This window comes from Anabaena sp. EIM26, from assembly GCF_057568715.1.
In genome coordinates this window covers 4858793-4885280 of record NZ_CM172472.1, presented here as the reverse complement: position 1 = coordinate 4885280, position 26488 = coordinate 4858793, and the positions used below count along the sequence as shown (strand labels likewise).

Sequence of the window (26488 nt, the reverse complement as noted above, 5' to 3'; positions counted from 1 at the left end):
ACATGAAACTTACTCGTAGAGAATCAAAACAGCGTCGTCATCGACGCGTCCGTGGCAAAGTTAGTGGTTCACCAGAACGTCCGAGACTAGCTGTCTTTCGATCTAATGAACATATTTATGTTCAAGTGATTGATGATACTCAGCATCAAACTTTGGTGGCAGCATCAACAGTAGAACCGGAATTGAAATCTAGTTTAGCTTCTGGGGCAAACTGTAACGCATCAGCGCAAGTTGGTAAGTTAATCGCAGTGCGATCGCTAGAAAAAGGCATCACCAAAGTCGTCTTCGATCGCGGTGGCAACCTCTATCATGGTCGCATCAAAGCACTAGCTGAAGCAGCACGCGAAGCAGGTTTAGACTTCTAAATGGTCTTTTGTCATTTGTCCTTTGTCCCTTGTATAAGAGCAAATGGCTAATGACTAATGACTAATGACTAATGACTAACAGAGGCATTGATTATGGCAACGGGTCGTCGTAAAACAAACCGAGCAAAAAAAGAAGAAACTAACTGGCAAGAGCGGGTAATTCAAATCCGTCGTGTTAGTAAAGTTGTTAAAGGTGGTAAAAAACTTAGCTTCCGGGCGATTGTGGTAGTTGGTAACGAGCGCGGTCAAGTCGGCGTGGGAGTAGGTAAAGCCTCTGATGTCATTGGCGCTGTTAAAAAAGGTGTCGCCGATGGCAAAAAGCATCTAATTGACATCCCAATTACCAAATCCAATTCTATCCCCCATCCCATTGATGGTATAGGTGGCGGAGCAAAGGTGATGATGCGACCAGCAGCACCGGGTACTGGGGTAATTGCAGGTGGTGCAGTCAGAACTGTATTAGAGTTGGCAGGAGTTCGTAATGTTCTCGCCAAACAACTTGGCTCCAACAATCCTCTCAACAATGCTAGAGCCGCAGTTAATGCCCTATCAACACTGCGTACATTTGCTGAAGTTGCTGAAGACAGGGGTATTCCTATTGAGAGCCTCTACATCTAGTAGAGGAGATTTTTACTAAGTATTAGTGTAAAAAACTACTAATCATAACATGAGACTCAACGATGTTAAGCCTCAAAAAGGCTCAAAAAAACGCCGTAAGCGCGTAGGTAGAGGTATTTCTGCTGGTCAAGGCGCAAGTGCTGGTCTGGGGATGCGGGGTCAAAAGTCTCGCTCTGGTAGCGGTACTAGACCTGGTTTTGAAGGTGGTCAACAGCCATTGTACCGCCGCTTACCTAAGCTAAAAGGCTTTCCAATTGTTAATCGTAAAATTTACACTACGATTAATGTAGAGAAGCTGGCATCCCTCCCTGCTAATACAGAAGTAACTTTAGCTTCTTTAAAAGAAGCTGGTATTCTGACTGCTTCTAAAGGCCCATTGAAAATTTTGGGGAATGGGGAATTGAGCATTCCGCTCAAGGTGCAAGCAGCAGCTTTCACAGGGCAAGCTCGTAGCAAAATTGAGGCCGCTGGTGGGAGTTGTGAAGTTTTAAACTGAGTCATAACCAGCCCACTTCTATGCCAGCCAATTCGCTTCCAGCGCCTGGTTCATTCTAAAGGTAGCACTCTATGATCAGTCGAGACAAAGCCCCAACGGCTCAAGAAACTTTTATGCAGATGGCGCAAGCAGCTGGACTAAGAGGTAGGCTGCTTGTCACTGTCGGTATTTTAATTTTGGTTCGCCTGGGAATCTTTTTGCCCATACCAGGAATTAATAGAGTTAGGTTTGCTGAGGCCATTTCGGGCAATAATTCCGTATTTGGTTTATTGGATATATTTTCTGGGCGGGGATTGTCTACTTTAGGTATCTTTGCCTTAGGGATTTTACCCTTTATTAATGCGTCCATTATCATCCAATTGCTCACCGCAGCAATTCCTTCTTTAGAAAATTTACAGAAAAATGAAGGTGAGGCAGGTAGGCGGAAAATATCTCAAATTACCCGCTATGTAACTGTCGGTTGGGCAATTATACAAAGTGTGGCTTTTTCGGCATTATTCCTCCAACAATTTGCCTTAAACCCAGGACCCATATTTGTAGCGGAAACAGCGATCGCACTCACAGCAGGTTCTATGTTTGTGATGTGGGCATCAGAACTGATTACCGAACGAGGCATTGGTAATGGTGCATCATTGTTGATTTTTGTCAACATTGTTGCTTCCCTACCCAAATCTTTGGGCGATACTATCGACTTGGTGCAAGTTGGCGGACGAGAAATCGTTGGTCGCGTTATCGTTTTAGTATTAGTATTCCTGCTGACAATTGTGGGTATTGTCTTTGTGCAGGAAGGTCTACGTCGTATACCTATTATTTCGGCTCGTCGTCAAGTAGGTAGAAGAGTTTTAGCGGAACAGCGCAGTTATTTACCCCTGCGTTTAAATTCCGGTGGTGTCATGCCGATTATTTTTGCGGCTGCTATTTTGAGTTTGCCACTTTTAATCGCCAATTTCACCAAAAACCCAGACTTAGCCAATATTGTTAACACTTACCTGAGTCCTAGCGGTTCTGCACCTTGGGTATACGCTCTAGTTTACCTAACTTCCATTGTTTTCTTCAGTTACTTTTATTCTTCGCTGATTCTTAACCCAGTAGATGTAGCGCAAAACTTGAAGAAAATGGGTTCTAGTATTCCTGGTATTCGTCCAGGAAAGGCTACAAGCGAGTATATCGAGCGTGTCGCTAACCGACTGACTTTTTTGGGAGCGATCTTTTTAGGCTTGGTGGCGATTATTCCCACCGCTGTAGAAAGTGCTTTGAAAGTGCCAACCTTTAAAGGATTGGGTGCTACATCATTGTTAATTCTAGTTGGTGTGGCAATTGATACTGCCAAACAAATCCAAACTTACGTTATATCTCAGCGCTATGAAGGGATGGTGAAACAATAGTGACGCGATTAATCTTCTTGGGACCACCTGGAGCTGGTAAGGGAACTCAGGCTAAAAACTTGGCTGAATTTTTGCATATTCCCCATATTTCTACAGGTGACATTTTACGTCAAGCCATTACAGACCAAACACCTTTGGGCATAAAAGCACAAAGTTACATGGATAGGGGAGAGTTAGTTCCTGATCAACTCGTGGAAGATCTGATCAAAGAACGTCTTCATCAACCAGATGCCCAAAATGGTTGGATTCTAGATGGCTTTCCCCGCAAAGTAACACAAGCAGCTTTTTTGGAGGAATTACTGGCAAAAATAGGCCAGGCTGGCGAAAAGGTAGTTAACTTGGATGCACCTGATGAAATTGTGATTACTCGTTTACTTGGACGAGGACGCAAAGACGATAACGAAGAAGTAATTCGTCGTCGTTTAGAAGTGTATCGAGAAGAAACTGCGCCTTTAATTGACTATTATAGCGATCGCCAAAAACTCCTAACAGTTAACGGTAATCAATCCCCAGAAGAAGTCACCACTGCATTAGAAAATGTCATAGCTGCCTAGATCACTAAAATTAGGAGGGGAGAGTAAAAACAAGGATTTTCTTGCTTTCCTACTCCCCTGTTTTGATCCAGGGTGTACGTCGATTTTAGCTAAGATATATTAATAAACTGTTGATATATTTCTCAAACTGTGTTCTTGTGCAGATGAATATGCGGCAGGTTCACATGAGATTGTTGAGTTGAGGAAAAAACAAATTGTCTAAACAAGATTTGATTGAAATGGAAGGCACAGTCACCGAATCATTGCCCAATGCAATGTTTCGTGTTGACTTGGACAACGGTTTTAATGTCCTAGCACACATTTCCGGCAAAATTCGCCGCAATTACATCAAAATTTTACCTGGTGATCGCGTCAAAGTGGAATTGACTCCTTATGACCTGACAAAAGGTAGAATTACCTATAGACTACGGAAAAAGTAAAACTATGTAGAAAATCCTACCATAAATCAGCTTTTTTGGGGATTACCCACTTACTTAACTGAATTATTTTCTCTAGAAATGCTATAATTTACTATTTGGAGTCAAGTAAAAAGGCATGAAAGTCAGAGCCTCAGTCAAGAAAATTTGTGAAAAGTGTAACGTGATTAAACGCCGTGGTCGCGTCATGGTGATTTGTGTTAATCCAAAGCATAAGCAACGTCAAGGATAAATCTCTGACTAAGAAAGCTTAGTGCAGCATAATATCACCATAGAAACGAAAAGACGCGATTAATCACGTTTTATCAACTGCGATTACGAACAAAAGAGGGAGAGATTAATTGTGGCACGGATTTCCGGAGTAGACCTTCCACGCGATAAGCGCGTCGAGATTGGTCTGACTTATATTTACGGAATTGGGTTATCAAGGTCGCAAGAAATCCTAGCGGCGACCGGTGTGAACCCAGACACCCGCGTTAAAGACTTAAGTGATGCTGATGTTGCAGCTCTACGCGGCGAAATAGAAAGCAACTATCAAGTCGAAGGTGACTTGCGGCGCTTAGAGGCAATGAATATCAAACGCTTAGTTGATATTGGCAGTTACAGAGGTCGTCGTCATCGCATGGGCTTACCCGTTAGAGGACAAAGAACTCGCACTAATGCCAGAACCCGACGTGGAAGAAGGCAGACAGTGGCTGGTAAGAAAAAAGCCCCTGGCAAATAAAGTTTTTTGGCTTGCTAATAACAGCAAGATTCACCTTAAATTCACTAAACAAATATGGCGAGACAACCAACTAAAAAATCCGGGAGCAAAAAGCAGAAACGGAACGTACCTAATGGTATGGCCTACATTCAGTCTACTTTCAACAATAGCATTGTCACAATTACCGATCAAAATGGAGATGTCATCTCCTGGGCAAGCGCTGGTTCTAGTGGATTTAAAGGGGCAAAAAAAGGTACACCATTTGCAGCGCAAACCGCCGCTGAAAGCGCAGGCCGTCGAGCGATCGATCAAGGAATGCGCCAAATTGAAGTCATGGTCAGCGGGCCAGGTGCGGGAAGAGAAACTGCTATCCGAGCATTGCAAGGAGCAGGACTAGAAATTACCCTGATTCGGGATATTACCCCAATTCCTCACAATGGCTGTCGTCCTCCCAAGCGCCGTCGCGTTTAGATAAAACCTGTTGAGCGATGAAAGCTAGAAGTTAAAGCTCAGAAAAAACATCTGCAATGCCTTCTAGGGCGTATAGAGTATCAACTTTGCAGAGTTTGATGCTTCTCAACTTTAGACCCATTGCGTGGCTATAAAGCACGTCAGCCCTTCCCACAGGAAAGGCTGCTCAACTTTTGAAAATCCACAAGATTATCATCGCCTGCAACTTAAATTGGGGCATCTAAACTTTACCAAATTTCAATAATCTTGGCAGTTTGATACACCTCAAGTACAGGTCAGGAAATAAAGTAAATTCGAGAGGCAATTGATTTGTCTTCTAGCAGCACCTTAAAAAGGGAGGCTACTCCGTGGCGCAGTTTCAAATTGAATGTGTAGAGTCAAATACTGAGGAAAGTCGAAGTCATTACAGTAAATTTGTTCTGGAACCTCTAGAGCGCGGTCAAGGAACAACGGTAGGCAACGCGCTGCGGCGGGTTTTACTTTCTAATCTAGAAGGTACAGCAGTTACAGCAGTACGTATTGCCGGAGTTAGTCACGAGTTTGCCACAGTTCCAGGCGTAAGAGAAGACGTGCTGGAAATCCTTATGAAAATGAAGGAAGTCATCCTCAAAAACTATTCCTCCCAACCTCAGATTGGTCGGTTACTCGTTAACGGTCCAGTAACAGTTACTGCGGCGCATTTTGATTTACCCAGTGAAGTAGAAGTAATTGATCCGACCCAGTATGTAGCCACCTTAGCAGATGGTGGAAAACTGGAAATGGAATTTCGGATTGAGAGAGGCAAAGGATATCGCACTGTAGAGCGAGGACGGGAAGAAGCCACATCGTTGGACTTTCTGCAAATTGATTCAGTGTTTATGCCAGTGCGGAAAGTCAACTATAGTGTTGAAGAAGCTCGTGGGGATGGATCGCTTAAAGACCGATTGCTATTAGAAGTTTGGACAAATGGCAGCCTCTCTCCTCAAGAAGCTCTATCTTCAGCAGCCGGAATTTTGGTAGATTTATTCAACCCGTTGAAAGATATCTCCCTGGAACCAACAGATACAGGTTCAGATATTCCAGACGATCCAACTGCTCAGATTCCTATTGAAGAGTTGCAACTTTCTGTCCGGGCTTATAACTGTCTCAAACGAGCGCAAGTTAACTCAGTGGCAGATTTGTTGGATTACACCCAAGAAGACCTCCTAGAAATCAAAAACTTTGGTCAAAAGTCAGCGGAAGAGGTAGTGGAAGCTTTACAGCGACGTTTAGGCATTACCTTACCGCAAGAAAGAGGTTCTAAGCAAACCTAACTACAATCCTTAATAATTCATAGTGCCTTATTATGCGTCACCGTTGTCGAGTCAAAAAACTCAGTAAACCAGCTGACCAGCGCCGCGCTTTATTGCGATCGCTAACCACCGAGCTAATCCGTCATGGTCGAATTACCACCACCTTAATCCGCGCTAAAGTCCTGCGGAGTGAAGTAGATAAGATGATTACCCTAGCTAAAAATGGCTCCTTGTCAGCACGTCGGGAAGCCCTAGGCTACATCTTCGACAAAACACTGGTTCATGCTTTGTTTGAGCAAGCTCCCACCCGGTATGCTAACCGTCAAGGAGGTTATACTCGCATTCTGCATACAATCCCCCGTCGGGGCGATAATGCTGAAATGGCGATTATTGAACTAGTTTAAAACCATTGGTCATAGGGAAAGGGAATAGGAGATAGGGGATAGGGAATTAGGGAAAAATAAATTAAATATCTAAAAACTCTTGCCTCTTGCCTCTTGCCTCTTGCCTCTTGCCACTGACAAAAACCAGTATGTTAGAAAGCCGCCAGCCTACCCCAACCCACAGAGTATCCTTAGTCATTCAGTACTTAGGCACTCGCTTTCATGGCTGGCAAAGGCAAAAGGCGCAGCGAACTGTCCAGGAAGAGATAGAAACAGCTATAGCTACTGTTCTGGGGTATCATGTGACACTCCACGGCGCAGGGCGAACCGATGCCGGAGTTCACGCAGCTGCTCAAGTAGCTCATTTTGATGCCACGGGTTTAATTCCGGCTCACAAATGGGCAACAATTCTGAACAGCTATCTGCCCCCGGATATATTAATCAGGGCTTCGGCCAGTGTAAGTGACAGTTGGCACGCTCGGTTTAGTGCAGTATCTCGACGATATCGCTACACCATCTATACTGAAGCACTACCGAACTTGTTCGTAACCCCCTTCAGTTGGCATTATTATTATGCTCCCTTGGATGAATCTTTAATTCAAGCTGCCCTTGAACCTCTGCTGGGAAAACATCATTTAGCTGCTTTTCACCGTGCAGGATCTGCGCGATCGCATTCCTGGGTAGAAGTACAAGTAGCCGAATGTCATCGTAGTGGGCCATTTATCCATATTGAAATTCAAGCCAATGGATTTTTATATGGCATGGTGCGCCTATTGGTAGGGATGCTGGTAGAAGTAGGTTCTGGACAAAGGACGCTGAATAATTTTACAGAAATCTGGCAAGAAGAACGCCGGCAAGAAGTGAAATATGCCGCACCTCCCCAGGGCTTATGTTTGTTGAGAGTCGGTTATCCCGATTTTCCCTTTCCCAGCGAAATTTGGTACGACACCCTGCCATATTTAGTGTTTAGTCATTAGTCATTAGCACAACTGACTAAGAACAAAAAACAAAGGACAAATAACAATGAGTAGTAAAACATACCTTCCTCCTCAAGCAACCCTTGAGCGTGACTGGTACGTAGTAGATGCCACCGATAAACGCCTTGGCCGTCTGGCCAGCGAAATCGCCATGATCCTCAGAGGGAAAAAGAAAGCTGAATATACCCCCCACATGGACACAGGTGATTTTGTAGTTGTCATCAATGCCGAAAAAGTGGCAGTTACAGGCAAAAAACGTACCCAAAAAATCTACCGTCGCCATTCTGGTCGTCCCGGTGGAATGAAAACAGAAACCTTTGCCAAGCTACAACAGCGTCTACCCGAAAGGATTTTAGAACACGCCGTTAAAGGGATGCTGCCTAAAAATAGCTTGGGTAAGCAATTATTCACCAAATTGAAAGTATACGCTGGGCCTACTCATCCCCACGCTGCTCAACAACCCAAAGAACTAGTAATTAATACAATTCCTGGAGAAAATTAATGCAAGTAGCAGAAGCTAATAGCGGTCGCGCCGTTTATTGGGGTACAGGCCGCCGTAAGTCCGCAGTAGCGCGGGTACGTCTAGTTCCAGGCGAAGGCAAGTTTGTTGTCAATGGCAAAGATGGAGAATTGTATTTCCAATTTAATGCCAACTATCTAGGAGCTATCAAAGCGCCCTTAGAAACCTTGGGACTAGAAAGCGAATATGACATTTTAGTCAAAGCAGAAGGTGGCGGCTTAACAGGACAAGCAGATTCCATTCGCTTGGGAGTAGCCCGTGCCTTGTGCCAACTAGACCCAGATAATCGCCCACCTTTGAAAACCGAAGGCTACCTAACTCGTGACCCACGAGCTAAAGAACGGAAGAAATACGGTTTACACAAAGCGCGGAAAGCTCCTCAGTACTCCAAACGGTAATCAATTTTGGATTTTGGATTTTAGATTTTGGATTGACTCAGAAATTCTAAAATCTGAAGTTATACCAGCCTGCCCAGGCTAAAAGTTATAATTTATATAGATTCACCACAAAAGGAACAATGGCTAAATCTGATATTCATCCCAAGTGGTATCCAGACGCTAAAGTCTACTGCAACGGTCAAGTTGTTATGACCATAGGTTCAACCAAACCCGAACTGCACGTAGATGTTTGGTCTGGAAATCACCCTTTTTACACTGGTACTCAGAAGATGATTGACGCTGAGGGTCGAGTTGAACGTTTCCTCCGCAAGTACGGTATGAGCAGTACTCAAGAAACTGGCGATACTACAAAGTAGCGGATTGGCTGTAGCTGTTAACGACGACCCTGCATCTGCTGGGTCGATTGTCATTTAATGCTTGGGCCAATTTGTTATTGTAAGGAATCGTACTCATGGCTGAATCATACCTGCTGGAGAAACTTAAATCTGTTGAACAAACTTTTCATGAATTAACACGTCGGTTAGGCGACCCTGATACGACTAAAAATCCTGATGAGTATCAAAAAATTGCCAAGTCTCGTTCTTCCTTGGAAGAAGTAGTAAATACTTATGAAACTTGGAAGACGGCGCAGGAAGACTTGACAGGCGCACGTCAAGTACTTAAAGAAGCAAATAATGATCCTGAGTTGCAAGAAATGGCAGCTTTGGAAGTTAGTGAATTAGTAGAAAAGCTAGAATACCTAGAAAGTCGCTTGAAGGTTTTGCTGCTACCCCGTGACCCCAATGATGATAAAAACATCATGTTGGAAATTCGCGCTGGGACTGGTGGAGATGAAGCGAGTATCTGGGCTGGTGATTTGTTGCGGATGTATTCCCGTTATGCTGATACTCAGAGTTGGAAAGTGAAGCTAGTCAGCGAGTCTCTAGGTGAGATGGGTGGCTTCAAAGAGGTGATTCTGGAAATTCAAGGCGATAGCGTTTATAGCAAGCTGAAGTTTGAAGCAGGAGTACATCGTGTACAACGTGTCCCAGCAACAGAAGCTGGGGGAAGAGTTCACACTTCTACAGCCACGATCGCTATTATGCCAGAAGTGGATGATGTAGAAATTCATATTGACCCGAAAGATATTGAAATGAGTACTGCTCGTTCTGGTGGTGCTGGTGGACAAAACGTCAACAAAGTGGAAACAGCCGCTGACTTGTTCCACAAACCGACAGGAATCAGAATTTTCTGTACAGAAGAACGTAGCCAGTTGCAAAACAAAGAACGGGCGATGCAAATTCTGCGGGCGAAACTCTATGAGATCAAGTTACGGGAACAACAAGATGCTGTCACTTCTATGAGGCGATCGCAAGTTGGTACAGGTTCCCGTTCCGAAAAAATTCGTACCTACAATTATAAAGATAGTCGGGTTACTGACCACCGATTAGGTCAAAATTTTACCCTTAATCCTGTATTGGAAGGCGATTTAGAAACAGTAATCCAATCTTGTATTTCTCAAGACCAGCAAGAACGTTTAGCTGAATTAGCTACCTCTGGCAGCTAATCTTCAACATTAAATATCCAGAAAAACCGCTTGTTCTTCTGTTACATTTAACACTAACAGGCGGTTTTCTAATGACTGATGGAGTACATCTTCAACCGCACTCAGATAATGGTAATAGACAAACTCATAACCCATGACATGGTTTAATCTCGTCCATTCCTTGAGATTTTGGCAATTGTCAATTAACTTTTCTACTTCTTTGTGCCAACGGGCAAAAATTCGATAGCTGAAAAAACTGCTGCAAATATTACCTTGATGATCCCAATAAGAAATAGACACCTGATGCTTGAGGCAGTGGATTTTTTTGATCTGCTTTACATTGTAGCCTTTGGCTTGTAGCGCTTTTTGGGCTTCTGCTTCCGAAATGTCCCACTGTTGTGGTCTAATTTTATTAGAGCTAATAAGGTTTTTACCTTTGCGGCGATATTTATTAATTTCGCGTGAATGGCGAGACATGATGCACCTATTATGGGATTTGCAGAAATTCTGAGTTGGTAGCTAAATTCTTCTCAATAAACGATATTATTTGAGTCCAACCTAGTTTAGATAATTTACCATACTTGTGGTTCTTATAGTTAATATATAAAAACTTTAGTTATAGTTTAATTCCAAAAGAGGTAGATGTCAATATAAAACTAAAAAAGTTGTAGTATTAAAAATAAAGTTGTCAATTGTAGGACTTACGCAACTAGCATATTAGTAGGGTGCTTCATACTTATAAATTGGTTAGTATCAACAGATTTTCGGCATCTGACGCACTCTACAACAGACATTGAGTGTGAACAGCAGCTTTAGTCCTAAATAGAACAGACTAATTACCTATACAAGCAGTGAATATTGAAAGCAGAGAAAAACTGATTGAGATTATCAAATTAGCTCGTGGTGAAATGAGTAAGCGAGCTTTTGGCAAGCTTTTGGGTGTTTCTGCTACCTCTGTTCAGATGTGGGAAAAAGGCGTAAAAGTACCAGATACAGAGAATTTGGCGAAAATCGCAGCAAGGGCGGGTTACACACTGGAAGAATTACTCAGTTGCTTAGAAGGCAAGCCAATACAAGAAACCTCTGATTTGATTTTGATTTTGAGGCAAATTCAACATATGCCTCTGAGTCAAGTGGCGCAAATTGTGCAAGCGGCAGCGGATAGGTTGGCTGCTGTGGCTGAAGCTTCTAGTGATGAAGCAAAAGCGGGTTAAATTAACTCAATTTACTAGTTACTAATTTAACTGCTATATCCTTTAATTAACTGTGCTATCCCTTAGTGTAAATATTTAACTCTATGGATATGGACAAACCTTTTTTGTATGAACAAGATTTCTATGCTTGGACACAACAACAAGCTACAGCTTTGGAACAGAAGCTAGTTCAGGAGCTAGACTGGGAACACTTGCAAGAGGAAATTCAATCTTTGGGACGACAGGAGTATCGGGAATTGGTTAGTCGTCTTAGTGTATTAATTGGTCATATTTTAAAGTGGGAGTATCAACCTGAACAACGCTCTCGGAGTTGGTTTTTAACGATTCGAGAACAGCGTCGCGCTATTCACAGGCATTTGCGACAGAATCCCAGCTTAAAGTCTCGCACAGAGGAGGCTTTGTTAGATGGCTTTGAGGCAGGAGTTGATTTGGCTTTAAGAGAAACTAATTTACCATTAAGAACTTTTCCTGAGCATTGTTCCTATTTATTCGATGATATCATTTCAGATAATTTTCTGTGTGATACTCGTCAGGATTGGGAAGGTTGATTCCTAAAATTTTGGTTGATTGTTTCTCGTTCCTTATTAGCAGAGTCTAGGAATATTCTACTAGGAGGCAGAGCCTCTGAGTTGGCATTCCCAGCCGGAGTCTGGGAACGAGTTTGGGTATTGTTAGGAGTATTTCTGAAAATGCTTCTACTATTTTGGTTGATTAATTTGTAACATGGAGATTGTTGAAGGTACTTAAGATAATTCCCCAGCGAAAATGGTAGCAGCGACACCGGAAAGTTTGGCAAAGTTTGTGAGTTTTTGTCAGCAGCACATTACGGGACAGGAATGGAAGGAAGCACAGACGTTTTTAGACAGATTTTTTCGGGCGTTTGGACATGAGGGGGCGCTGGAAGCGGGGGCAACTTACGAGGAAGCGATTAAAAAAAGTAGCAAACAGGGGAAAACTGGTTTTGCTGATTTGGTTTGGAAACCTCGCGTTTTGATTGAGATGAAAAAGCGGGGAGAAGATTTAAGTAAACATTATTCTCAGGCTTTTGATTATTGGACGCGGTTGGTTCCGAATCGTCCTAAATATGTAATTTTGTGCAATTTTGATGAGTTTTGGATATTTGATTTTGATATTCAGTTAGATACACCTGTAGATAAAATTACGCTGGAGGAACTGCCAGAACGGGCAGGAGCTTTGGTATTTATGGAATTAGGGCAAAAAACTCCTGTATTCCAAAATAATCAGGTTGAGGTGACAGAACGCGCTGCACGGCGGATGGGAGAATTATTATTAGAGTTGGAAAAACGGGGGATTGAGAAGTTAACAGCACAGCGTTTTATTTTGCAATGTGTGTTAGCGATGTTTGCAGAAGATAGACAACTTTTACCTCGTGATATGTTTGTTTCTTGTGTGCAAGATTGCAAAAATGGGGCGAGTTCTTATGATATTTTGGGTGGTTTGTTTCGGGAAATGAATCTTTCGGGAAAAACTCCTGCGGGACGTTATCAAGGAGTGGATTATTTCAACGGTGGGTTGTTTTCACAAATTCATGGAATTGAGTTAACGAGAGAAGAATTAAATTTTTTAGATGTCTCTGCGCGGGAGGATTGGAGTAAGGTACGTCCGGCTATTTTCGGAAATTTGTTTGAAGGCACGATGGATAAAAAAGAGCGTCATGCTAGAGGTATTCATTATACTTCCGAAGCGGATATTATGAAAATTGTCCGTCCAACTATTAGCCGTTTTTGGGAAGAAAGAATTGAGTCAGCAAATACAATTAAGGATCTTTCTGGATTGCAATTAGAGTTGCAAAGTTATCGTGTTCTTGATCCTGCTTGTGGTTCGGGTAATTTTCTCTATATGGCTTATCAGGAGTTGAAGAGAATTGAAACTTTGCTGTTAGAGAAAATGCAACAAAAACGAAAATCTGAAGATAAGCAAATGCAAATGGGTTTGGTGACACCTTTGCAATTTTATGGAATGGATACAAATCCTTTTGCGGTGGAATTAGCGCGGGTGACTTTGATGATTGCAAGGAAGATTGCAATTGATAATTTTAATTTAACTGAACCGGCTTTACCGTTGGATACTTTAGATAATAATATTGTTTGTCAAGATGCTTTGTTTAGTGAATGGGTAAGTGCTGATGCTATTATTGGAAATCCGCCTTTTTTGGGTGGAAAACATATAAGAATAACTTTGAACGATAAATATGTAAATAAAATTTTTAAACGTTTTCCTAAGGTAAAAGATTCAGTTGATTTTTGCAGTTATTGGTTTAGAATAGCGCATGATAATCTAGGTGAAAAAGGTAGAGTAGGTTTAGTTGCAACTAATTCGATTAGTCAAGGTAAAAGCCGAATTGCTGCTTTAGATTATATTACTCAAAATGGTGGTTATATTCATGAAGCAATTTCTACTCAACCTTGGTCAGGTGCTGCTAAAGTTCATGTAAGTATTGTCAATTGGTGTAAGGATAAACCTGGAAACTATTATTTAGATAATCAACTAGTTTCGCAAATCAATTCTTCTCTAAAATCTAGTATTGATGTTTCTCAAGCTGTGCGTTTACAAGCAAACCTTAATAAATGCTTTCAGGGTGTAATTCCGGTGGGTGAAGGATTTATTGTAACTGAACAACAGGTAACGGATTGGATAAAAGCAGATGCAAACAACAAAGAAGTGTTAAAACTATTTTCAATGGGTGCAAACTTAGCTAAAAATCCTCATGGTAAACCAGAAAGATGGATTATTGATTTTAATGATATGAGTATTGAGGATGCTAGTGATTACCAATTATTATTTGAACATATTAAAACCACTGTTAAACCAAAAAGAGATAGCAACCGTAGAGATGTTACCAGAATTAATTGGTGGAAATATGGTGAAAAAAGACCAGCAATGAGGGAAGCTATTTCAAAAGTATCATTATATTTCACCGTTCCTAGAGTTTCTAAATGGGCTATATTTATTCCAGCACCTTTAAATTGGCTACCAGGTGATAAATCTGTTGTTGTAAGTTCTGATGATTTTTATATTTTTGGTATTCTTGCATCTAATGTACATCGTGAATGGATGAATATTCAAAAATCAACATTAAAAGCTGATATTGCTTACACTCACAACACCTGTTTTGAAACATTCCCCTTTCCTCAAACAGCAAATGTTAAAATAGTTGAACAAATTCGTGCTAAAGCTGAAGAAGTTCATCAATATCGCACAGAACAAATGGAGTTAAAACAGTGGGGAATTACGACACTTTATAATAAATTCTTTCACGAACCAACTAGCCAACTTTATAAACTACATCAACAACTAGATAAACTAGTAATGCAAGCTTATGATTTTCACCCTAACGATGATATTCTAGAAAAACTACTCAACTTAAACACAGAACTTGCAGAAAAAGAAAAACAAGGAATAAAAATCATCGGGCCTTGGTCGCCAAATTAAAAAACTCTCTGCTTACCTTTGCGTTTACCTCCTCATACCTCTGCGTTTTAAAACCACTCTCCACCCCGAAAACGCCAACGGGGAAAAATAATCCTCATTAAACTTTGCGAAGTGATAAAAACCGCGAACCAAACAATACCGTAATGGAGAAAAAATACTTCTACTGGTAATTCTTCTTTAGGCATAGGTATGGGCAAAAATCCAAAAATCTTCACTCCACAAAAGACAAAAACCATTTCCCAAATACCTGCAAAAAGTTGATAAGCTGCTGGCCAGTCCCTATCCCAACGTAATTTTTGCAGATAGTTATAAACGACATCCCAAGCTAAACCAAAGATGGCAACATAGGCAATAATCCAAAAATAAACTGTGTGAGGACGGTTGCCAATTAAACCAATTGCAAAAGGTATGGATACTAATATGCCGACAGTTAGTAATAATAATAATCGAGTTTGCCAACGACCAAATAAAGTTGGAGTCATAAATAAATACCGTGTGGTTAAGAATTAAAATTAATATTTATAGCGTTTCTAATAACCCCTCCCCGCAAGCGAGGAGGGGGCTATAATATTAATTAGGAAATGCTCTATGTCTTGGATTAGTAGCGGGCAAGATGCCCGCACCACAAGAATTTTTTGGATATTTCTTAATTGAAAATACCTAATTGCAAATTAAAAACTATGAATTTCCTAATTGAAGTTGGTAATCTACTTGGCAATGATATTTTGCTAATTCTGACCAGTTAAGAACAGCTTCTAATAGGTCTTGATAACCGAGAGTATTGGGGTGGAGTCCATCTGCCGTAATGCGTTTTTCTCTCCAATCTGCACTGCGTTCCATCCATTGGTCAAAAATATCTAAATAGGGTATTTGCCGTTGGTTACAAGCTATGCGGGTGGCTTCTTTGTAGCGATATTGGTCGGTGTGATTGTAGTATAAACAATCAAGAAAAGGCATTTTGGTTTCATCGACGGGAACCATACCTACAAAGACGACGGGACACAGTTGTTGTGCTTGGTCTAATAATGCTGAGATTTCAGTTTCAAATTGAGAGAAATCTGTGTAATTTTTGCCGTTGGGACGGCCTAAGCGGGGTGTGTCGTTAACTCCCACTGATAACATTATCAGGTCAGGGACACGGTTGCGGATTTCCCCACGATTGCGAAATTCTATTTCTAGCCTTTGAGAAACTTGTTGAGTGCGATCGCCCCTAACCCCCAAATTATATAACACATGACCGACACTATCCGGCAACATCCACCACCGTCTTAGTTGTTCCACCCAACCACCTTTATCCGGGTCGCCATATCCATATACTAAGCTATCTCCCAAGGCGACAATCTTTAGAGGCTGGCATAATTTTGGCGCTACAGTCAGCATTGAGGAGGAAGGCTTCAAGGTTTGCATCTTAAACAGCAGTGTAAGTGTAATTTATGTCTTTACAAGATTCTATACATCTTTGCACTATTGTATGGTATCTTTTTTATCTTTTCATCTGAAACACGGTAGATTAACTCTGTTGGACTGTTTCACCGGGTTTTGAACTTGAGGAGATACAAAAAAAATTTTCCAGCAATTATGCTAATAGTACAACTGAATACCTATAAATTATTTGCTAATCATATTACTTTCGTAAAGTCAACAGTAAATATATTATAGATAGAGTATTAAACTTGTATAAATACAAAGATATATCAAAAATTTCGGCAATTTAACTTTGAATTTAGCAAATTTATCAAAATGAGTTTGAATTTTACAAAATTGGCATCTCTTTAATGCTTAACATAAGAAATCAGAATTCTTTTGATCTAAAAACCTTGAAAAATTAATTTGATATGGCTTTATCCAAAAAAAAATATCTAAACCAGGCACTACTTTTAATTAGCTACGTCAACAAATCTACATTTACTCAATCAGATGGGATTAATGTTTTAGCCCAATACAATGCATAGCATTGAAGAAACAACTACCAACTCGAAATTCCTAATGTTCTTAGATCATATGACTCGTAGATTCTGTCAAAATCTGATCCGGCTGCATAAATCTTCAATCAATACATCTTTCACCAGGATGAAAATAAATCTCTTTTCCTTTAGTTCGCAGCGTGGACAAAGAATGAATTGGTATTCTAAATTACTGAAAACTTTGTTTCCGGTTTTATTTTTAATTTCCTTTGTCACCGTTTTATGGGCAAATACCTTCATTTCTGTGAACGCCCAAACACCTCGTCAAGAAATTCGGGGAGTGTGGATTACCAACAACGATCTTAACATCTTCAAAAATCGTGACAAAGTTCAGGATGCTGTCACCAAAATGCGAACACTTAACTTCAATACCATCTATCCCGTAGTTTGGAATTCTGGTTATGTGATGTATCCTAGTAATGTAGCTAAACGTTTAGATATTCAACCTTTTGTTTTTCGTGGTTCAGATGGACATGATATTCTTGCTGATATAATTAATAAAGCCCATCGTCAAAATTTACTTGTAATTCCTTGGTTTGAGTTTGGTTTTATGGCTCCTCCTACCTCGGAACTAGCATTAAATAAACCAGAATGGTTCACACAAAAACGAAATGGTAGTCAGACTTCTATTAGTGCGGCTGGTGAAGTTTCATGGTTAAATCCTTTTCATCCAGAAGTACAAGATTTTATCACCAATCTGTTGTTAGAACTTGCCAATAACTATGACATTGATGGGATTCAGTTTGATGATCACATGAGTTTACCTCATGAATTTGGCTATGATAAATACACAGTTGCCTTGTACCGCCAAGAAACCAAAAAGAATCCTCCAGCAGATGCTCAAGATCCAGAATGGGTAAGCTGGCGTGCAAATAAAATCACAGATTTCATGGTTAGACTTAACGAAAGAGTTAAGCAAGTAAAACCAAAAGCAATTTTTTCAGTTTCACCTAATTACTACGATTTTGCTTACAAGTTTCAACTACAAGACTGGCTCAAATGGGTGCGGTTAAACATCGTAAATGAGTTAATTGTACAAGTTTATCGAGACAATTTAGATCAATTTAGCGCCAAAATTTCCCGCCCCGAAATGCAAGAAGTACAGCAAATAATTCCTACTGGAGTTGGAATTATGGCAGGATTAAGAACAAAACCCGTATCTATGAATCAAATTAAAGCTCAAGTACGAGCCGCACAACAGCGTGGTTTAGGTGTAGTTTTCTTTTATTATGAAAGTCTTTGGAATAATTCTTCAGAGTCATTAAGTCAGCGTTTAAAAGGATTTCAAAGTCTTTTTCCTTATCCTGCTGTGCGATTAGCAGCCGATTAAATTGGTAATTGGTAAATAGGTAATGGGTAATTGGTGATTGGTAAAAATCTTTCTTCCTACCTGTTCCTTACCTCTTTATGGTGATTGATTTGACACCCATTTTAGCCATTGTCCAAAGGAACTAAAGGTATTTAAACGCCCAACTCCTGGCGCACGGGCTGTGTATAATCCATCAACAGCAACTAAAGCCGCATACTGCAAACCAAGGAAACTATCAACTGCTGCATAGGGGCCACCTAAAGTTATCGCCCCTGCGGCATACATTTGACCTTTGGTATTTCGCATTTCTACTAATTCAAAATTATTTGCTACTACTAACCGCCCTAAATGATTTAGGGGTAAATTGTAATGTTGAACCAAATCTTCTAGCAACGGGTTAGCATCGACTTTGGCATCTAATCCGGTAGCATCAATAATAAAATCAGCGACTAACTTCATCTCCCCAAAACCTTTTTCTTGGATATGGGTAATGGTGTGATTTTCGTGATCTCTTTCTACGTCCATTACCTGACCAAAGGTAATTTGATACCAACCTTCTTTAATGCCTTGTTCAGTGATATTTTGCCAATCTTGACGGTCTGCGGTGGTAGTTCCACCCCAGTCGGCTAGTAGACGCTGACGTTCTTCGGGGGTGGCTTTTTCTAACATGACCCGCAGTTCACCACCCCAGCAGGCTTTTGGCCAGTTAAAGGGTTGAAATTCGTAGTGATTTTTGACGGTGCGCTGGGCTTTTTGGAATTTGTTACCTTGGGGTTTAGGCGATCGCATTAAATGCAAAACTGTAATATTGCGATTTTGCTTTCTAGCCTCATAAATCCGCTGCAAAATCCGCGAAGCCACAATACCTCGTCCCCGAATCAAAACAGTACCACCTTGGCGTTCTAGCTGTTCATATACATGATCGTGCGCTTCATACGCATTCACAACAGACTTAAAATCTTGATATTTTTCTCTATAAGCTTGCAAATCTGGGAGAAACTGAATAGCAGGATATCCCGTAGCCAAATGTAAATAACGACAAACTAAAAAAGCATAATTTCCCGGACTGCGAGAATAAGCAACACAATACCTACCATCTTCAGTTTTACGAATTGCCCTTACTCTTCCATAACGATAAATTTGATGCCAATTAATCCGGCTTGCTTCCCTATCTATAGAATCAAAAACATTCCCAGCACGAGGAGTATAAGTTTCCGCAAAAGTTGGTTCACCAAAAACCTGCCATAAATATTTAAAAGTCGATTTTAGCTGACCTTTAGTCAAATCATGCCAAGATTCCCTCACAGCATAACTAGGCCAACCCCAAATATTATCAGGACAAGAATCAGAATTAGAACGTAACCTTTCATGTAACGGAATTTGCGAATTCAGACAAAGCCGTTTATAACGAGCATAGGGTTCCGCTTCTAGTCCCACAGCAATAATTTTTTCAGCTTTAATTCCACTAACTCTTAATAAATCAACCCAAATAAAACTACCCAAACCAGCCCCAATTGCTAGATAATCGCATTCATCAACAGGTAAACCAGTAGCATGAATCGCCTGCAAATCAATTTTTGCATCCTGAAAAGCTGGCGGTGGAAAATTACTTCCCAAAGGAGTGACAGCAGGCACTGGTGATATACTAGGATCTGGGAAATTAGTATGAGGATTAAATTGAATTGTCGAAGGATTATTAGGAGTAGGAATGGTAGTGTTCAGACCAAATTGCACCGTCATAATATAGGGGCCAATTTGCAAAGTATCCCCATTAGCTAACTGACAGCGTGTTTGACGTTGACCATTGACCAACACACCATTAACGCTATTTTGATCAATCACTAAAAAATGATTTTGTTCCCAATCTTGTTCCCAATCAATCAGGACGTGATAGCGAGACACTTCATTACTATCTAGTAACATCCGCGAAACACGTTGACCCCTAATTTCTGCTGGTAAACGAGCAAATTCTCGACCAAAAGCGATAGGTACACTTAACTTAGGTTCCCGTCTTTCTCCCGTTGCTGGATCTTCCCAACTTAATTGAATTTGTAAATTAGTCATTGGTCCTTAGTCATTGGTGAAATTGATCCAGCACTCAATTCTTCGGTGCTACTAGCACACTTACAGCCGCTGCTAAAGATGTACCACACCAAGGACAACCTACTTGTAGATTTTCTGGTGGGGAAACTTTATGACATCTGGAACATTGCAAACCATAAACAGGTTTTGGTTGTGTCGGGAGTGACTTTTTATGCTGCTGATATCCCGGTTGCGCTGGTGGTTGTTGGGGTGGAACTAAAACTGTGGCAGGAATACTGTTAATTGAAATTTCAGTAACTTGAAGTTGCTGCTGTCCTAAATAAATAATGCTCCCTTTATTTAAAATAATTTCACCTTGGATTAATGACTTACCATCTATTTGAGCAGGGTTTGATTCCCGCAAATTTCTAATATAAAAACATTGCTGTTGAGAATGAAAAAATATTTCAACGTGTAACCCTGATACAGTCGGGTGAGTTAAAACAATGTCACACCGTAAAGGGTCACGACCAATACGGACACTACCAGAATTTTTACTTTGTTGTTGCTCGTAAATTTGCTGAGTTTTATTTTGACCTGCGTCGTGCCACTGTAAAGTTAGTGCGTTCATTATTCTGAGGTAACTTTATATTTGGCTACTTCAAATAGTTTCTTTGGGATTCCTAACATGATTGGGTGCTAGTAAGCAAGTTTTGAAAATCAACTTTAATAAATTAGGACTTACACATTGACAAAATCTATCAAATATAGATTATGAATTTTATCTTTTGTAGGGTGCGTCAGACCCGATAATTTACTACACAACAGATTGTCTCTATCTGACGCAACGCACTAATATGCAATGCCAAAAGCCTGACACTAGGTAATCTCCTTCATACATATTATGTGCAGTATGTACAGTGCGTAAGTCCTATAAATGATGTTATCTGTCTGATGCTAATTTATCAGCAATGCGGGTAGTTTCTGGCAACCGATATTTTGGTGTGCAGCGTAATACATAGTCAATGGCTGTTGGTAAGCTAATGCGATGTCCACTAGATATATATAGAGGTTTTACTCCGGTGCGTGTGCGTAAAACTGCGCCAATAGTTTCTTTTTTATGTATTAATGGTTGCCAACTTCCTTTAGCTTCTGGTAATTCTTCATGTTTACCAATCAGCAAAGATTTTGCTACGCCAATTGTCGGTATATCCACTATTACCCCTAAATGGCAAGCTATACCTAACCTTCGGGGGTGAGCAATTCCTTGACCATCACACAATATTATATCAGGTATAGTTTGAATCTTTTCTAAGGCATCAAGAAGCGCTGGTATTTCCCGAAAGGAGAGGAACCCAGGTATGTAAGGAAAGGTCGTGGGACGGTATGCTAAACTCGTTTCGACTACTTGCAAATCCGGAAAATTCAGTACTGCTACTGCTGCACGGCTAATTGTACCATCTTCGAGAAAACCCATATCCACACCTGCAACATACTTAATAGGTTCTGTGAATAAGTCTGTAGTAATTACTTGATTTCGCAGGGTTTCTTGAATGGTTATAGCTTCTTCAACTGTGCTAGGCCAAGAATGAATTTGTTGAATTTTCATATTTAAATTGCGAATAAAAATGTCTGAATCAGGATATCCAGGATTTAAGGATTTTCAGGATTAAGAGATTAAATATTTTTGATTACCACGAAATCTTGTTAATCTGGCAATTCTGTCAATTATGATAACAATATCTGAATCAGGATGAGTAGGATTAAGTTATTTTCAGGAAGAAAATTTGGCTATGTTATCCATTCTACAATCACCTCATTATCTGGTTCATATACCACTAATAGTAACTGATATACTGAAATTATCAGCCTTTGAAAAATTAATAATCTATGCGATCAATAAGGGGAACTCGTTTTGAAGATGGTAGATAAACAGAGCCTTCAATTTCAATTTTTTCGATATTATACGGGAGATAATCATTCAACATTGTGTTCTTAAAATCTGATAAAGATTCAATTATTCCCTTGAGTTCATCTACACTATAGCCAAATCTTTTATTTATTTTTTGTCTCAGTTTCCACAAACATTCAATTGGCTGAGGATGTGAACTACGCCAATTAGGTGTAGTGCTAATGTACATCCTTGCCATCTCAAATAAATCTAAACACAAGAAAAGAAAAAAGTAAAAGCTCAATTGACCATATCATCTTTATAGTTGGATGTATATTTTCTTGCATTTTTAAGGGAAAACCAATCTGCTTCAAACTCTTGTTTTTGACGATAGTTATAATATTTAATTGATGAGATATTTTTATTTCTCATGTCTATGTCACTAAGAAAACATTCATTGACAATATTGTTGTTAAGATGCCCTAGTAAAATATGAGCATATTCGTGTCCAATAACAAATTCTATCTGATCTCTCACAATATCATTTACTTGTTCAGATAGTCTTTGTGGTACATTTCCTCTGGGGTCAATATCAAAATCTAGTGTTTCCGTACCAAGCATAATTCTGATTGCAATTATAAAACATGAAAAAAGATCCTCTTCTAGCATTTCATGTCCATAATTCGATACGTTGAGATATCCGCAAAAAAGAAACAAATTCATCCAGTAGAGAAAGAACTGTAAAGCTTCAGAAATTATAATTGAATTACCAAAATTATTTTTAATACAAATACCATTTGGCTCATTTATAAAGGCAAATCCAGCAGTTATTCTTCTGCATTTTCTAAAATCATTTTGTGAAAGATTGTTCAGATAATTATTAAAAGGTTCATTGTTAAAATGACTTGAAAGTGACCAATTATTGATACTTTTCTGACGGCGATATTCAAATACCCTCGTAAATCTTGGATGATCTACTATTGAATCAGCTCTAAGCTTTAGTAGAAAATCTTCTGAGTTTTCTAGCTTTCTGATACGCTCTATTTCTTCTTTTGTACATAATGGATAATAACAACGATATTTTAGAGGAATATTTTTGATTTCCTCAATAGGGATAATATATTGTAAATAAATAATTAAATCTTCGCCAATAAATAGTTTTTTATTATCTTGAGCTTTTAACTTTTGCCAATGCTTTAGATATTGAAATTTCATGGTATCAAATTTATGAATATCCATTTTATTCCTGTCTATAATTTCTATATTGCCTCCGAATTCTTTTACGTCAATACCGAAATATTGCTCTAATATTTTTCTGATTTTAATGGTGTGAGTGTTTATCATATTACTTTTTAAAAAAATTTAGGCAGTCCAGCCTGTTTCAAAACTGCATTAGCAGTGTGACGAGACTTAATACAGTTATCCACCACGAATCGACGTTGTGTAATAGGACTGTACCAAATTTCATGATCACCTTTGCCTTGACGTTCAAAATAGCAACCTGCTTCAGAAAGCATTTTTTTTAACTCAGGTGTAAAGGAGGTACTCATCTATTAAGCCACCTGTATCAATTCTTGTCTATGACTGATTAACTCAAAGCTAATAGAACCGAAATAATCAGGAGTTACAATTTTATTCAATACCAGAAGTTCAGGAATCATTACTCGCAATTTTTCTGTCAAAACTTCAATTGTCGAAGCTTCCGTTACCAAACCAGGAACATCTTCGCTAGTTGCAACCCAAACCTCTGCTTCTGAATCCCAAAATGCTTCAACTTGGTAAGTAATTGGTGTCATGATTAAACACTCTATAGACTGAATAGAAAATATGATGGAGTATAAGGATAAGTCGCTAACGCTAATATTAATCCATTATACTCGATTTTAATTAATCTTTTGTGTATTAAAACCCTTTCTATTTAGAAATTTCAGTAGTTTGTTAATTGCTTTTTGATTCTAGGTTCAATAATATCTGCATTCACATCATAATATTTCCCAGCTTCCGACATATTAAAATGTAATAAACTCTCATCTCCGAGATTTTTAATTGTTCTAGGTCTATATGGTACTACATTTAAAGCATTGATAATTTCTGATGCTATAGCTTTCGCTAATAAAGGAGGCACAGAATTACCAATTTGTCTAAAACCGTGCCATTTTGTCACATGAAATCTAAACCAGTCAGGATAAGAATGTAAACGTGCAGCTTCCCGCACAGTGATACATCTAGGAATCAATGGGTGAATTGGACGGGGAGAAGTAAATGCACCTTTATTACTAGCAGTTCCGGCTCTTAATGTATTGCAAATACCCTTATAATCAAGTTTATAAAAGCGGCTAATGGGTTCAATTTTCCCTGGTAAAGTATCTGCAAATCTTTGAATTGATGCTTCTGAATGTTTGGTTCTTAAACTAGACGTGAGAATTTTTGGATCATAAATACGTTTATAACTGTAGTTGTCAAATTTAGACTTAAAGCCATTTAGTCGTTTAACATATCTGCTGCTTTTACCAAAATCAGCTAATACCGAATCTTGTTCATACAGTTCTTGGTAATTTTCAATTATTGGTAAATCTTGTAGTGCTTTCCTCACAGTAGGAGTTAATAGAAGTTGATTATTAATAACTTTATTTTTTTTAAATGGTGTAGTAATTGGTTGGGGATAATTTGGTAAATCTAAATCTTGACGACAAGCTAACAAAAACAATCTTTCTCTGTTTTGTGGAACTCCATAATTAGCTGCATTTAAAACTTGATAATCTCTGCAAACTTTATAATTATTTTTTTCAAATTCGGAGATTATTTCTAAAAGAAAATTCTGGTGTTTACCTACAGTCATCCCTTTAACATTTTCTAGAACTACAAATTTAGGCTGTAACTCTAGAACTAAACGAATATAATGAAAAACCAAAGAATTTCTAGGATCATCTAACAGACGTTTACCTATTAAAGAAAATCCTTGACAGGGTGGCCCACCGAATAAAACATCAATTTCTTGATTTTTTATTTTAGATAATTTCCTAATTTCTTCTCCTGTAATTTCAACAACACTTTTACAAAAAATCTGCCAAAACGGGAAATTAAATTCGTGGGTTGCACAGTGAACAGGGTCAATTTCTACTGCTGCGAGGATATCAAAACCTGCTTGTTCAAAACCAAGAGTCATTCCCCCAGCACCAGCAAATAATTCAACAGCTATCGGTCTTTTATATTTGTTTTTTTTGACTGATTCTCCATCAAAAAGTTCTAATTGGGTAGCATTTGTAAAATTTCTTTCGCAGCGCGATCGCATACTCCCACTTCTCCCAAACATCGCCGCATTTCCTGATAATCTGTCAAAGTTTGCTGTCTGCGCTCAGGATTTAATAATAATTCCATCGCTGCTTGAGTAATATTCTCGGCTGTGGCTTGCTCTTGTAACAATTCTGGCACAATTTCCCGCATCACAACTAAATTTACTGGAGAAGCAAAGGGAATAGAACCTTTAAGAACATTACGCGCAATCCAAGCAGTAATGGTATTAAGGCGATAAACAACTACTTGCGGTACATTTAATAAAGCTAATTCTAAATTGACAGTTCCAGATTTAGTAATCGCAAAATCAGCCGCTGCAAAAACTTCTTGCTGTTGACCTGATACAACTGTAGCGTTTAACCCGTACTCTTGAATAGCTTTCTCAATAGGTTGTCTAAATGTTTCCAAAGATAGAGGAATCCAAAAATGGGTTTCTGGTAATTTAGATTGGATATTTTGAGCAGCTTGAAAAATTATTGGTAACAGATATTTTAATTCTTGCTGACGAGAAGCTGGCAAAAGAGCGATCGCAATTTGTTCTCCTTTAATTCCCAAACTTGTCCGCGCTGCTTCCCGATTAGGAGTATTTTCCAGCCTATCAATCAAAGGATGACCCACCCAATTAACGTTAGCCCCTTTCTGCTGATAATAACGAGCTTCTTCGGGAAAAATCGCCAATAGCTTATCTGTAAAGCTGACAATCCGCTTCGTTCTTTCAAAACTCGTTGACCACACCCACTCTTGCGGTGCAATATAAAATACTATAGGCACATCAGGAAAATGCTGCTCCATATAACTACCAATCCCGATATTAGGAGTCATATAGTCAATCAGCACCACTAAATCAGGTCGATTTTGCTTGAGATAAGCGATCGCTTGCCGTTGTACCTGAACAGTAGGTATAAAGTAAGGTAGAGCCTCAATAATACCCATTGAACCAATACCGCTAGTATCGCCCAAAATCGTTGCTCCGGCGGCAGCCATCTTCTCCCCACCCAAAGCCACAATATCCAACTTCAAACCCATAGCTGCAACTTGACGCTGAAGTGCTGCAATTAAAAGCGACCCCTGCAAATCGCCAGAGACCTCACCCGTACTAATAAATATCCGCATTTCGATTTTAGATTTTAGATTTTAGATTTTAGATTTTTGCTCTCTTCCTTCTTCTTTATTTCTTCCTTCTCCTGTCGGAGACGCTGCACGGTAAGCGAAGCTATGCCGAAGGCTTTACGCGTCTTCTCTTCGAGACGCTTCGCGAA

32 protein-coding genes are annotated in these 26488 nt (G+C 39.5%); 20 read left to right on the top strand and 12 right to left on the bottom strand.

Annotated features, from left to right (window positions below):
* Positions 1–2 precede the first annotated feature (2 nt).
* From rplR to prfA, 16 genes are all read left to right on the top strand, one after another.
* A complete protein-coding gene (gene rplR / locus AC012T_RS21200; protein WP_323312342.1) occupies positions 3–365 on the top strand; it encodes a 50S ribosomal protein L18 in 363 nt (120 codons plus the stop codon).
* A gap of 93 nt (positions 366–458) precedes the next feature.
* Positions 459–983, top strand: coding sequence for a 30S ribosomal protein S5 (gene rpsE / locus AC012T_RS21195; protein WP_015215927.1), 525 nt, complete (start codon positions 459–461; stop codon positions 981–983).
* 49 nt (positions 984–1032) lie between these two features.
* Positions 1033–1479 carry a 50S ribosomal protein L15 gene (rplO, locus tag AC012T_RS21190; RefSeq protein ID WP_487060673.1) on the top strand — a complete coding sequence of 149 codons (447 nt, stop codon included), beginning with the start codon at positions 1033–1035 and terminating at the stop codon, positions 1477–1479.
* Between the two features lie 71 nt (positions 1480–1550).
* Positions 1551–2864 (top strand): preprotein translocase subunit SecY, encoded by a 1314-nt coding sequence (secY, locus tag AC012T_RS21185; RefSeq protein WP_015215929.1) that lies wholly within the window; start codon positions 1551–1553, stop codon positions 2862–2864.
* Entirely contained in the window at positions 2864–3418 is a 555-nt protein-coding gene (locus tag AC012T_RS21180; RefSeq protein ID WP_487060672.1) for an adenylate kinase, read from the top strand. Before secY ends, AC012T_RS21180 begins: the two co-directional genes overlap by 1 nt.
* Before the next feature lie 194 nt (positions 3419–3612).
* The gene (gene infA, locus AC012T_RS21175) at positions 3613–3837 is read left to right on the top strand and encodes a translation initiation factor IF-1 (protein WP_006276978.1); all 225 of its coding nucleotides are present in this window, start codon (positions 3613–3615) and stop codon (positions 3835–3837) included.
* 115 nt (positions 3838–3952) lie between these two features.
* Entirely contained in the window at positions 3953–4066 is a 114-nt protein-coding gene (gene rpmJ, locus AC012T_RS21170; RefSeq protein ID WP_015129703.1) for a 50S ribosomal protein L36, read from the top strand.
* A gap of 111 nt (positions 4067–4177) precedes the next feature.
* On the top strand, positions 4178–4558 hold the full coding sequence (gene rpsM / locus AC012T_RS21165) for a 30S ribosomal protein S13 (protein WP_015215931.1): 381 nt from the start codon (positions 4178–4180) through the stop codon (positions 4556–4558).
* Between the two features lie 54 nt (positions 4559–4612).
* The gene (gene rpsK, locus AC012T_RS21160) at positions 4613–5008 is read left to right on the top strand and encodes a 30S ribosomal protein S11 (protein ID WP_015215932.1); all 396 of its coding nucleotides are present in this window, start codon (positions 4613–4615) and stop codon (positions 5006–5008) included.
* A gap of 347 nt (positions 5009–5355) precedes the next feature.
* Positions 5356–6300, top strand: a complete 945-nt coding sequence (locus AC012T_RS21155) for a DNA-directed RNA polymerase subunit alpha (RefSeq protein WP_015215933.1) — start codon at positions 5356–5358, stop codon at positions 6298–6300.
* Between the two features lie 32 nt (positions 6301–6332).
* Positions 6333–6683: a 50S ribosomal protein L17 gene (gene rplQ / locus AC012T_RS21150; protein ID WP_015215934.1), complete on the top strand. Its 351-nt coding sequence runs from the start codon at positions 6333–6335 to the stop codon at positions 6681–6683.
* A gap of 128 nt (positions 6684–6811) precedes the next feature.
* Positions 6812–7639, top strand: coding sequence for a tRNA pseudouridine(38-40) synthase TruA (gene truA / locus AC012T_RS21145; RefSeq protein ID WP_487060671.1), 828 nt, complete (start codon positions 6812–6814; stop codon positions 7637–7639).
* 46 nt (positions 7640–7685) lie between these two features.
* Complete coding sequence (gene rplM / locus AC012T_RS21140; protein ID WP_438892625.1) at positions 7686–8141, top strand: 50S ribosomal protein L13; 456 nt, start codon at positions 7686–7688, stop codon at positions 8139–8141.
* Positions 8141–8557, top strand: a complete 417-nt coding sequence (rpsI, locus tag AC012T_RS21135; RefSeq protein ID WP_015215937.1) for a 30S ribosomal protein S9 — start codon at positions 8141–8143, stop codon at positions 8555–8557. Before rplM ends, rpsI begins: the two co-directional genes overlap by 1 nt.
* A gap of 119 nt (positions 8558–8676) precedes the next feature.
* Complete coding sequence (gene rpmE / locus AC012T_RS21130) at positions 8677–8913, top strand: 50S ribosomal protein L31 (protein ID WP_015215938.1); 237 nt, start codon at positions 8677–8679, stop codon at positions 8911–8913.
* Positions 8914–9008: 95 nt separating this feature from the next.
* On the top strand, positions 9009–10103 hold the full coding sequence (gene prfA / locus AC012T_RS21125; protein WP_487060670.1) for a peptide chain release factor 1: 1095 nt from the start codon (positions 9009–9011) through the stop codon (positions 10101–10103).
* Positions 10104–10112: 9 nt separating this feature from the next.
* Here prfA and AC012T_RS21120 read toward each other — a convergent pair whose 3' ends face one another.
* Positions 10113–10559: a hypothetical protein gene (locus tag AC012T_RS21120; protein WP_487060669.1), complete on the bottom strand. Its 447-nt coding sequence runs from the start codon at positions 10557–10559 to the stop codon at positions 10113–10115.
* A 374-nt stretch (positions 10560–10933) separates the two neighbouring features.
* Between AC012T_RS21120 and AC012T_RS21115 the strand changes: the two genes are divergently transcribed.
* The 3 genes from AC012T_RS21115 to AC012T_RS21105 all read left to right on the top strand — a co-directional run bounded on the left by AC012T_RS21115 (position 10934) and on the right by AC012T_RS21105 (position 14749).
* Positions 10934–11296, top strand: a complete 363-nt coding sequence (locus AC012T_RS21115) for a helix-turn-helix domain-containing protein (protein WP_438892622.1) — start codon at positions 10934–10936, stop codon at positions 11294–11296.
* Positions 11297–11385: 89 nt separating this feature from the next.
* The gene (locus AC012T_RS21110) at positions 11386–11844 is read left to right on the top strand and encodes a DUF29 domain-containing protein (protein ID WP_487066690.1); all 459 of its coding nucleotides are present in this window, start codon (positions 11386–11388) and stop codon (positions 11842–11844) included.
* A 217-nt stretch (positions 11845–12061) separates the two neighbouring features.
* Positions 12062–14749 carry a DNA methyltransferase gene (locus AC012T_RS21105; RefSeq protein ID WP_487060668.1) on the top strand — a complete coding sequence of 896 codons (2688 nt, stop codon included), beginning with the start codon at positions 12062–12064 and terminating at the stop codon, positions 14747–14749.
* 47 nt (positions 14750–14796) lie between these two features.
* Here AC012T_RS21105 and AC012T_RS21100 read toward each other — a convergent pair whose 3' ends face one another.
* Together AC012T_RS21100 and AC012T_RS21095 are read right to left on the bottom strand one after the other, a co-directional pair.
* The gene (locus AC012T_RS21100; RefSeq protein ID WP_487060667.1) at positions 14797–15231 is read right to left on the bottom strand and encodes a hypothetical protein; all 435 of its coding nucleotides are present in this window, start codon (positions 15229–15231) and stop codon (positions 14797–14799) included.
* Between the two features lie 196 nt (positions 15232–15427).
* Complete coding sequence (locus tag AC012T_RS21095) at positions 15428–16156, bottom strand: GDSL-type esterase/lipase family protein (RefSeq protein WP_487060666.1); 729 nt, start codon at positions 16154–16156, stop codon at positions 15428–15430.
* Positions 16157–16819: 663 nt separating this feature from the next.
* Between AC012T_RS21095 and AC012T_RS21090 the strand changes: the two genes are divergently transcribed.
* The gene (locus AC012T_RS21090) at positions 16820–18043 is read left to right on the top strand and encodes a glycoside hydrolase family 10-like protein (RefSeq protein ID WP_487060665.1); all 1224 of its coding nucleotides are present in this window, start codon (positions 16820–16822) and stop codon (positions 18041–18043) included.
* 75 nt (positions 18044–18118) lie between these two features.
* On the opposite strand, the gene AC012T_RS21085 is transcribed toward AC012T_RS21090, so the two are convergent.
* The 9 genes from AC012T_RS21085 to lpxB form a co-directional block, all read right to left on the bottom strand.
* A complete protein-coding gene (locus AC012T_RS21085) occupies positions 18119–20086 on the bottom strand; it encodes an FHA domain-containing protein (RefSeq protein WP_487060664.1) in 1968 nt (655 codons plus the stop codon).
* Positions 20087–20120: 34 nt separating this feature from the next.
* Positions 20121–20675: an FHA domain-containing protein gene (locus tag AC012T_RS21080; protein ID WP_487060663.1), complete on the bottom strand. Its 555-nt coding sequence runs from the start codon at positions 20673–20675 to the stop codon at positions 20121–20123.
* A 312-nt stretch (positions 20676–20987) separates the two neighbouring features.
* The gene (gene nfi, locus AC012T_RS21075) at positions 20988–21653 is read right to left on the bottom strand and encodes a deoxyribonuclease V (RefSeq protein ID WP_487060662.1); all 666 of its coding nucleotides are present in this window, start codon (positions 21651–21653) and stop codon (positions 20988–20990) included.
* A gap of 271 nt (positions 21654–21924) precedes the next feature.
* A complete protein-coding gene (locus tag AC012T_RS21070; protein WP_487060661.1) occupies positions 21925–22185 on the bottom strand; it encodes a hypothetical protein in 261 nt (86 codons plus the stop codon).
* A 50-nt stretch (positions 22186–22235) separates the two neighbouring features.
* Positions 22236–23279, bottom strand: a complete 1044-nt coding sequence (locus AC012T_RS21065) for a hypothetical protein (protein ID WP_487060660.1) — start codon at positions 23277–23279, stop codon at positions 22236–22238.
* An 8-nt stretch (positions 23280–23287) separates the two neighbouring features.
* Positions 23288–23485: a type II toxin-antitoxin system HicA family toxin gene (locus tag AC012T_RS21060; RefSeq protein WP_487060659.1), complete on the bottom strand. Its 198-nt coding sequence runs from the start codon at positions 23483–23485 to the stop codon at positions 23288–23290.
* Positions 23486–23488: 3 nt separating this feature from the next.
* A complete protein-coding gene (locus AC012T_RS21055; RefSeq protein ID WP_487060658.1) occupies positions 23489–23731 on the bottom strand; it encodes a DUF1902 domain-containing protein in 243 nt (80 codons plus the stop codon).
* Positions 23732–23862: 131 nt separating this feature from the next.
* Entirely contained in the window at positions 23863–25248 is a 1386-nt protein-coding gene (locus tag AC012T_RS21050; protein ID WP_487060657.1) for a DNA cytosine methyltransferase, read from the bottom strand.
* A complete protein-coding gene (gene lpxB, locus AC012T_RS21045; protein ID WP_487060656.1) occupies positions 25182–26342 on the bottom strand; it encodes a lipid-A-disaccharide synthase in 1161 nt (386 codons plus the stop codon). The genes AC012T_RS21050 and lpxB overlap by 67 nt, the downstream gene beginning before the upstream one ends.
* Between the last annotated feature and the right edge of the window lie 146 nt (positions 26343–26488).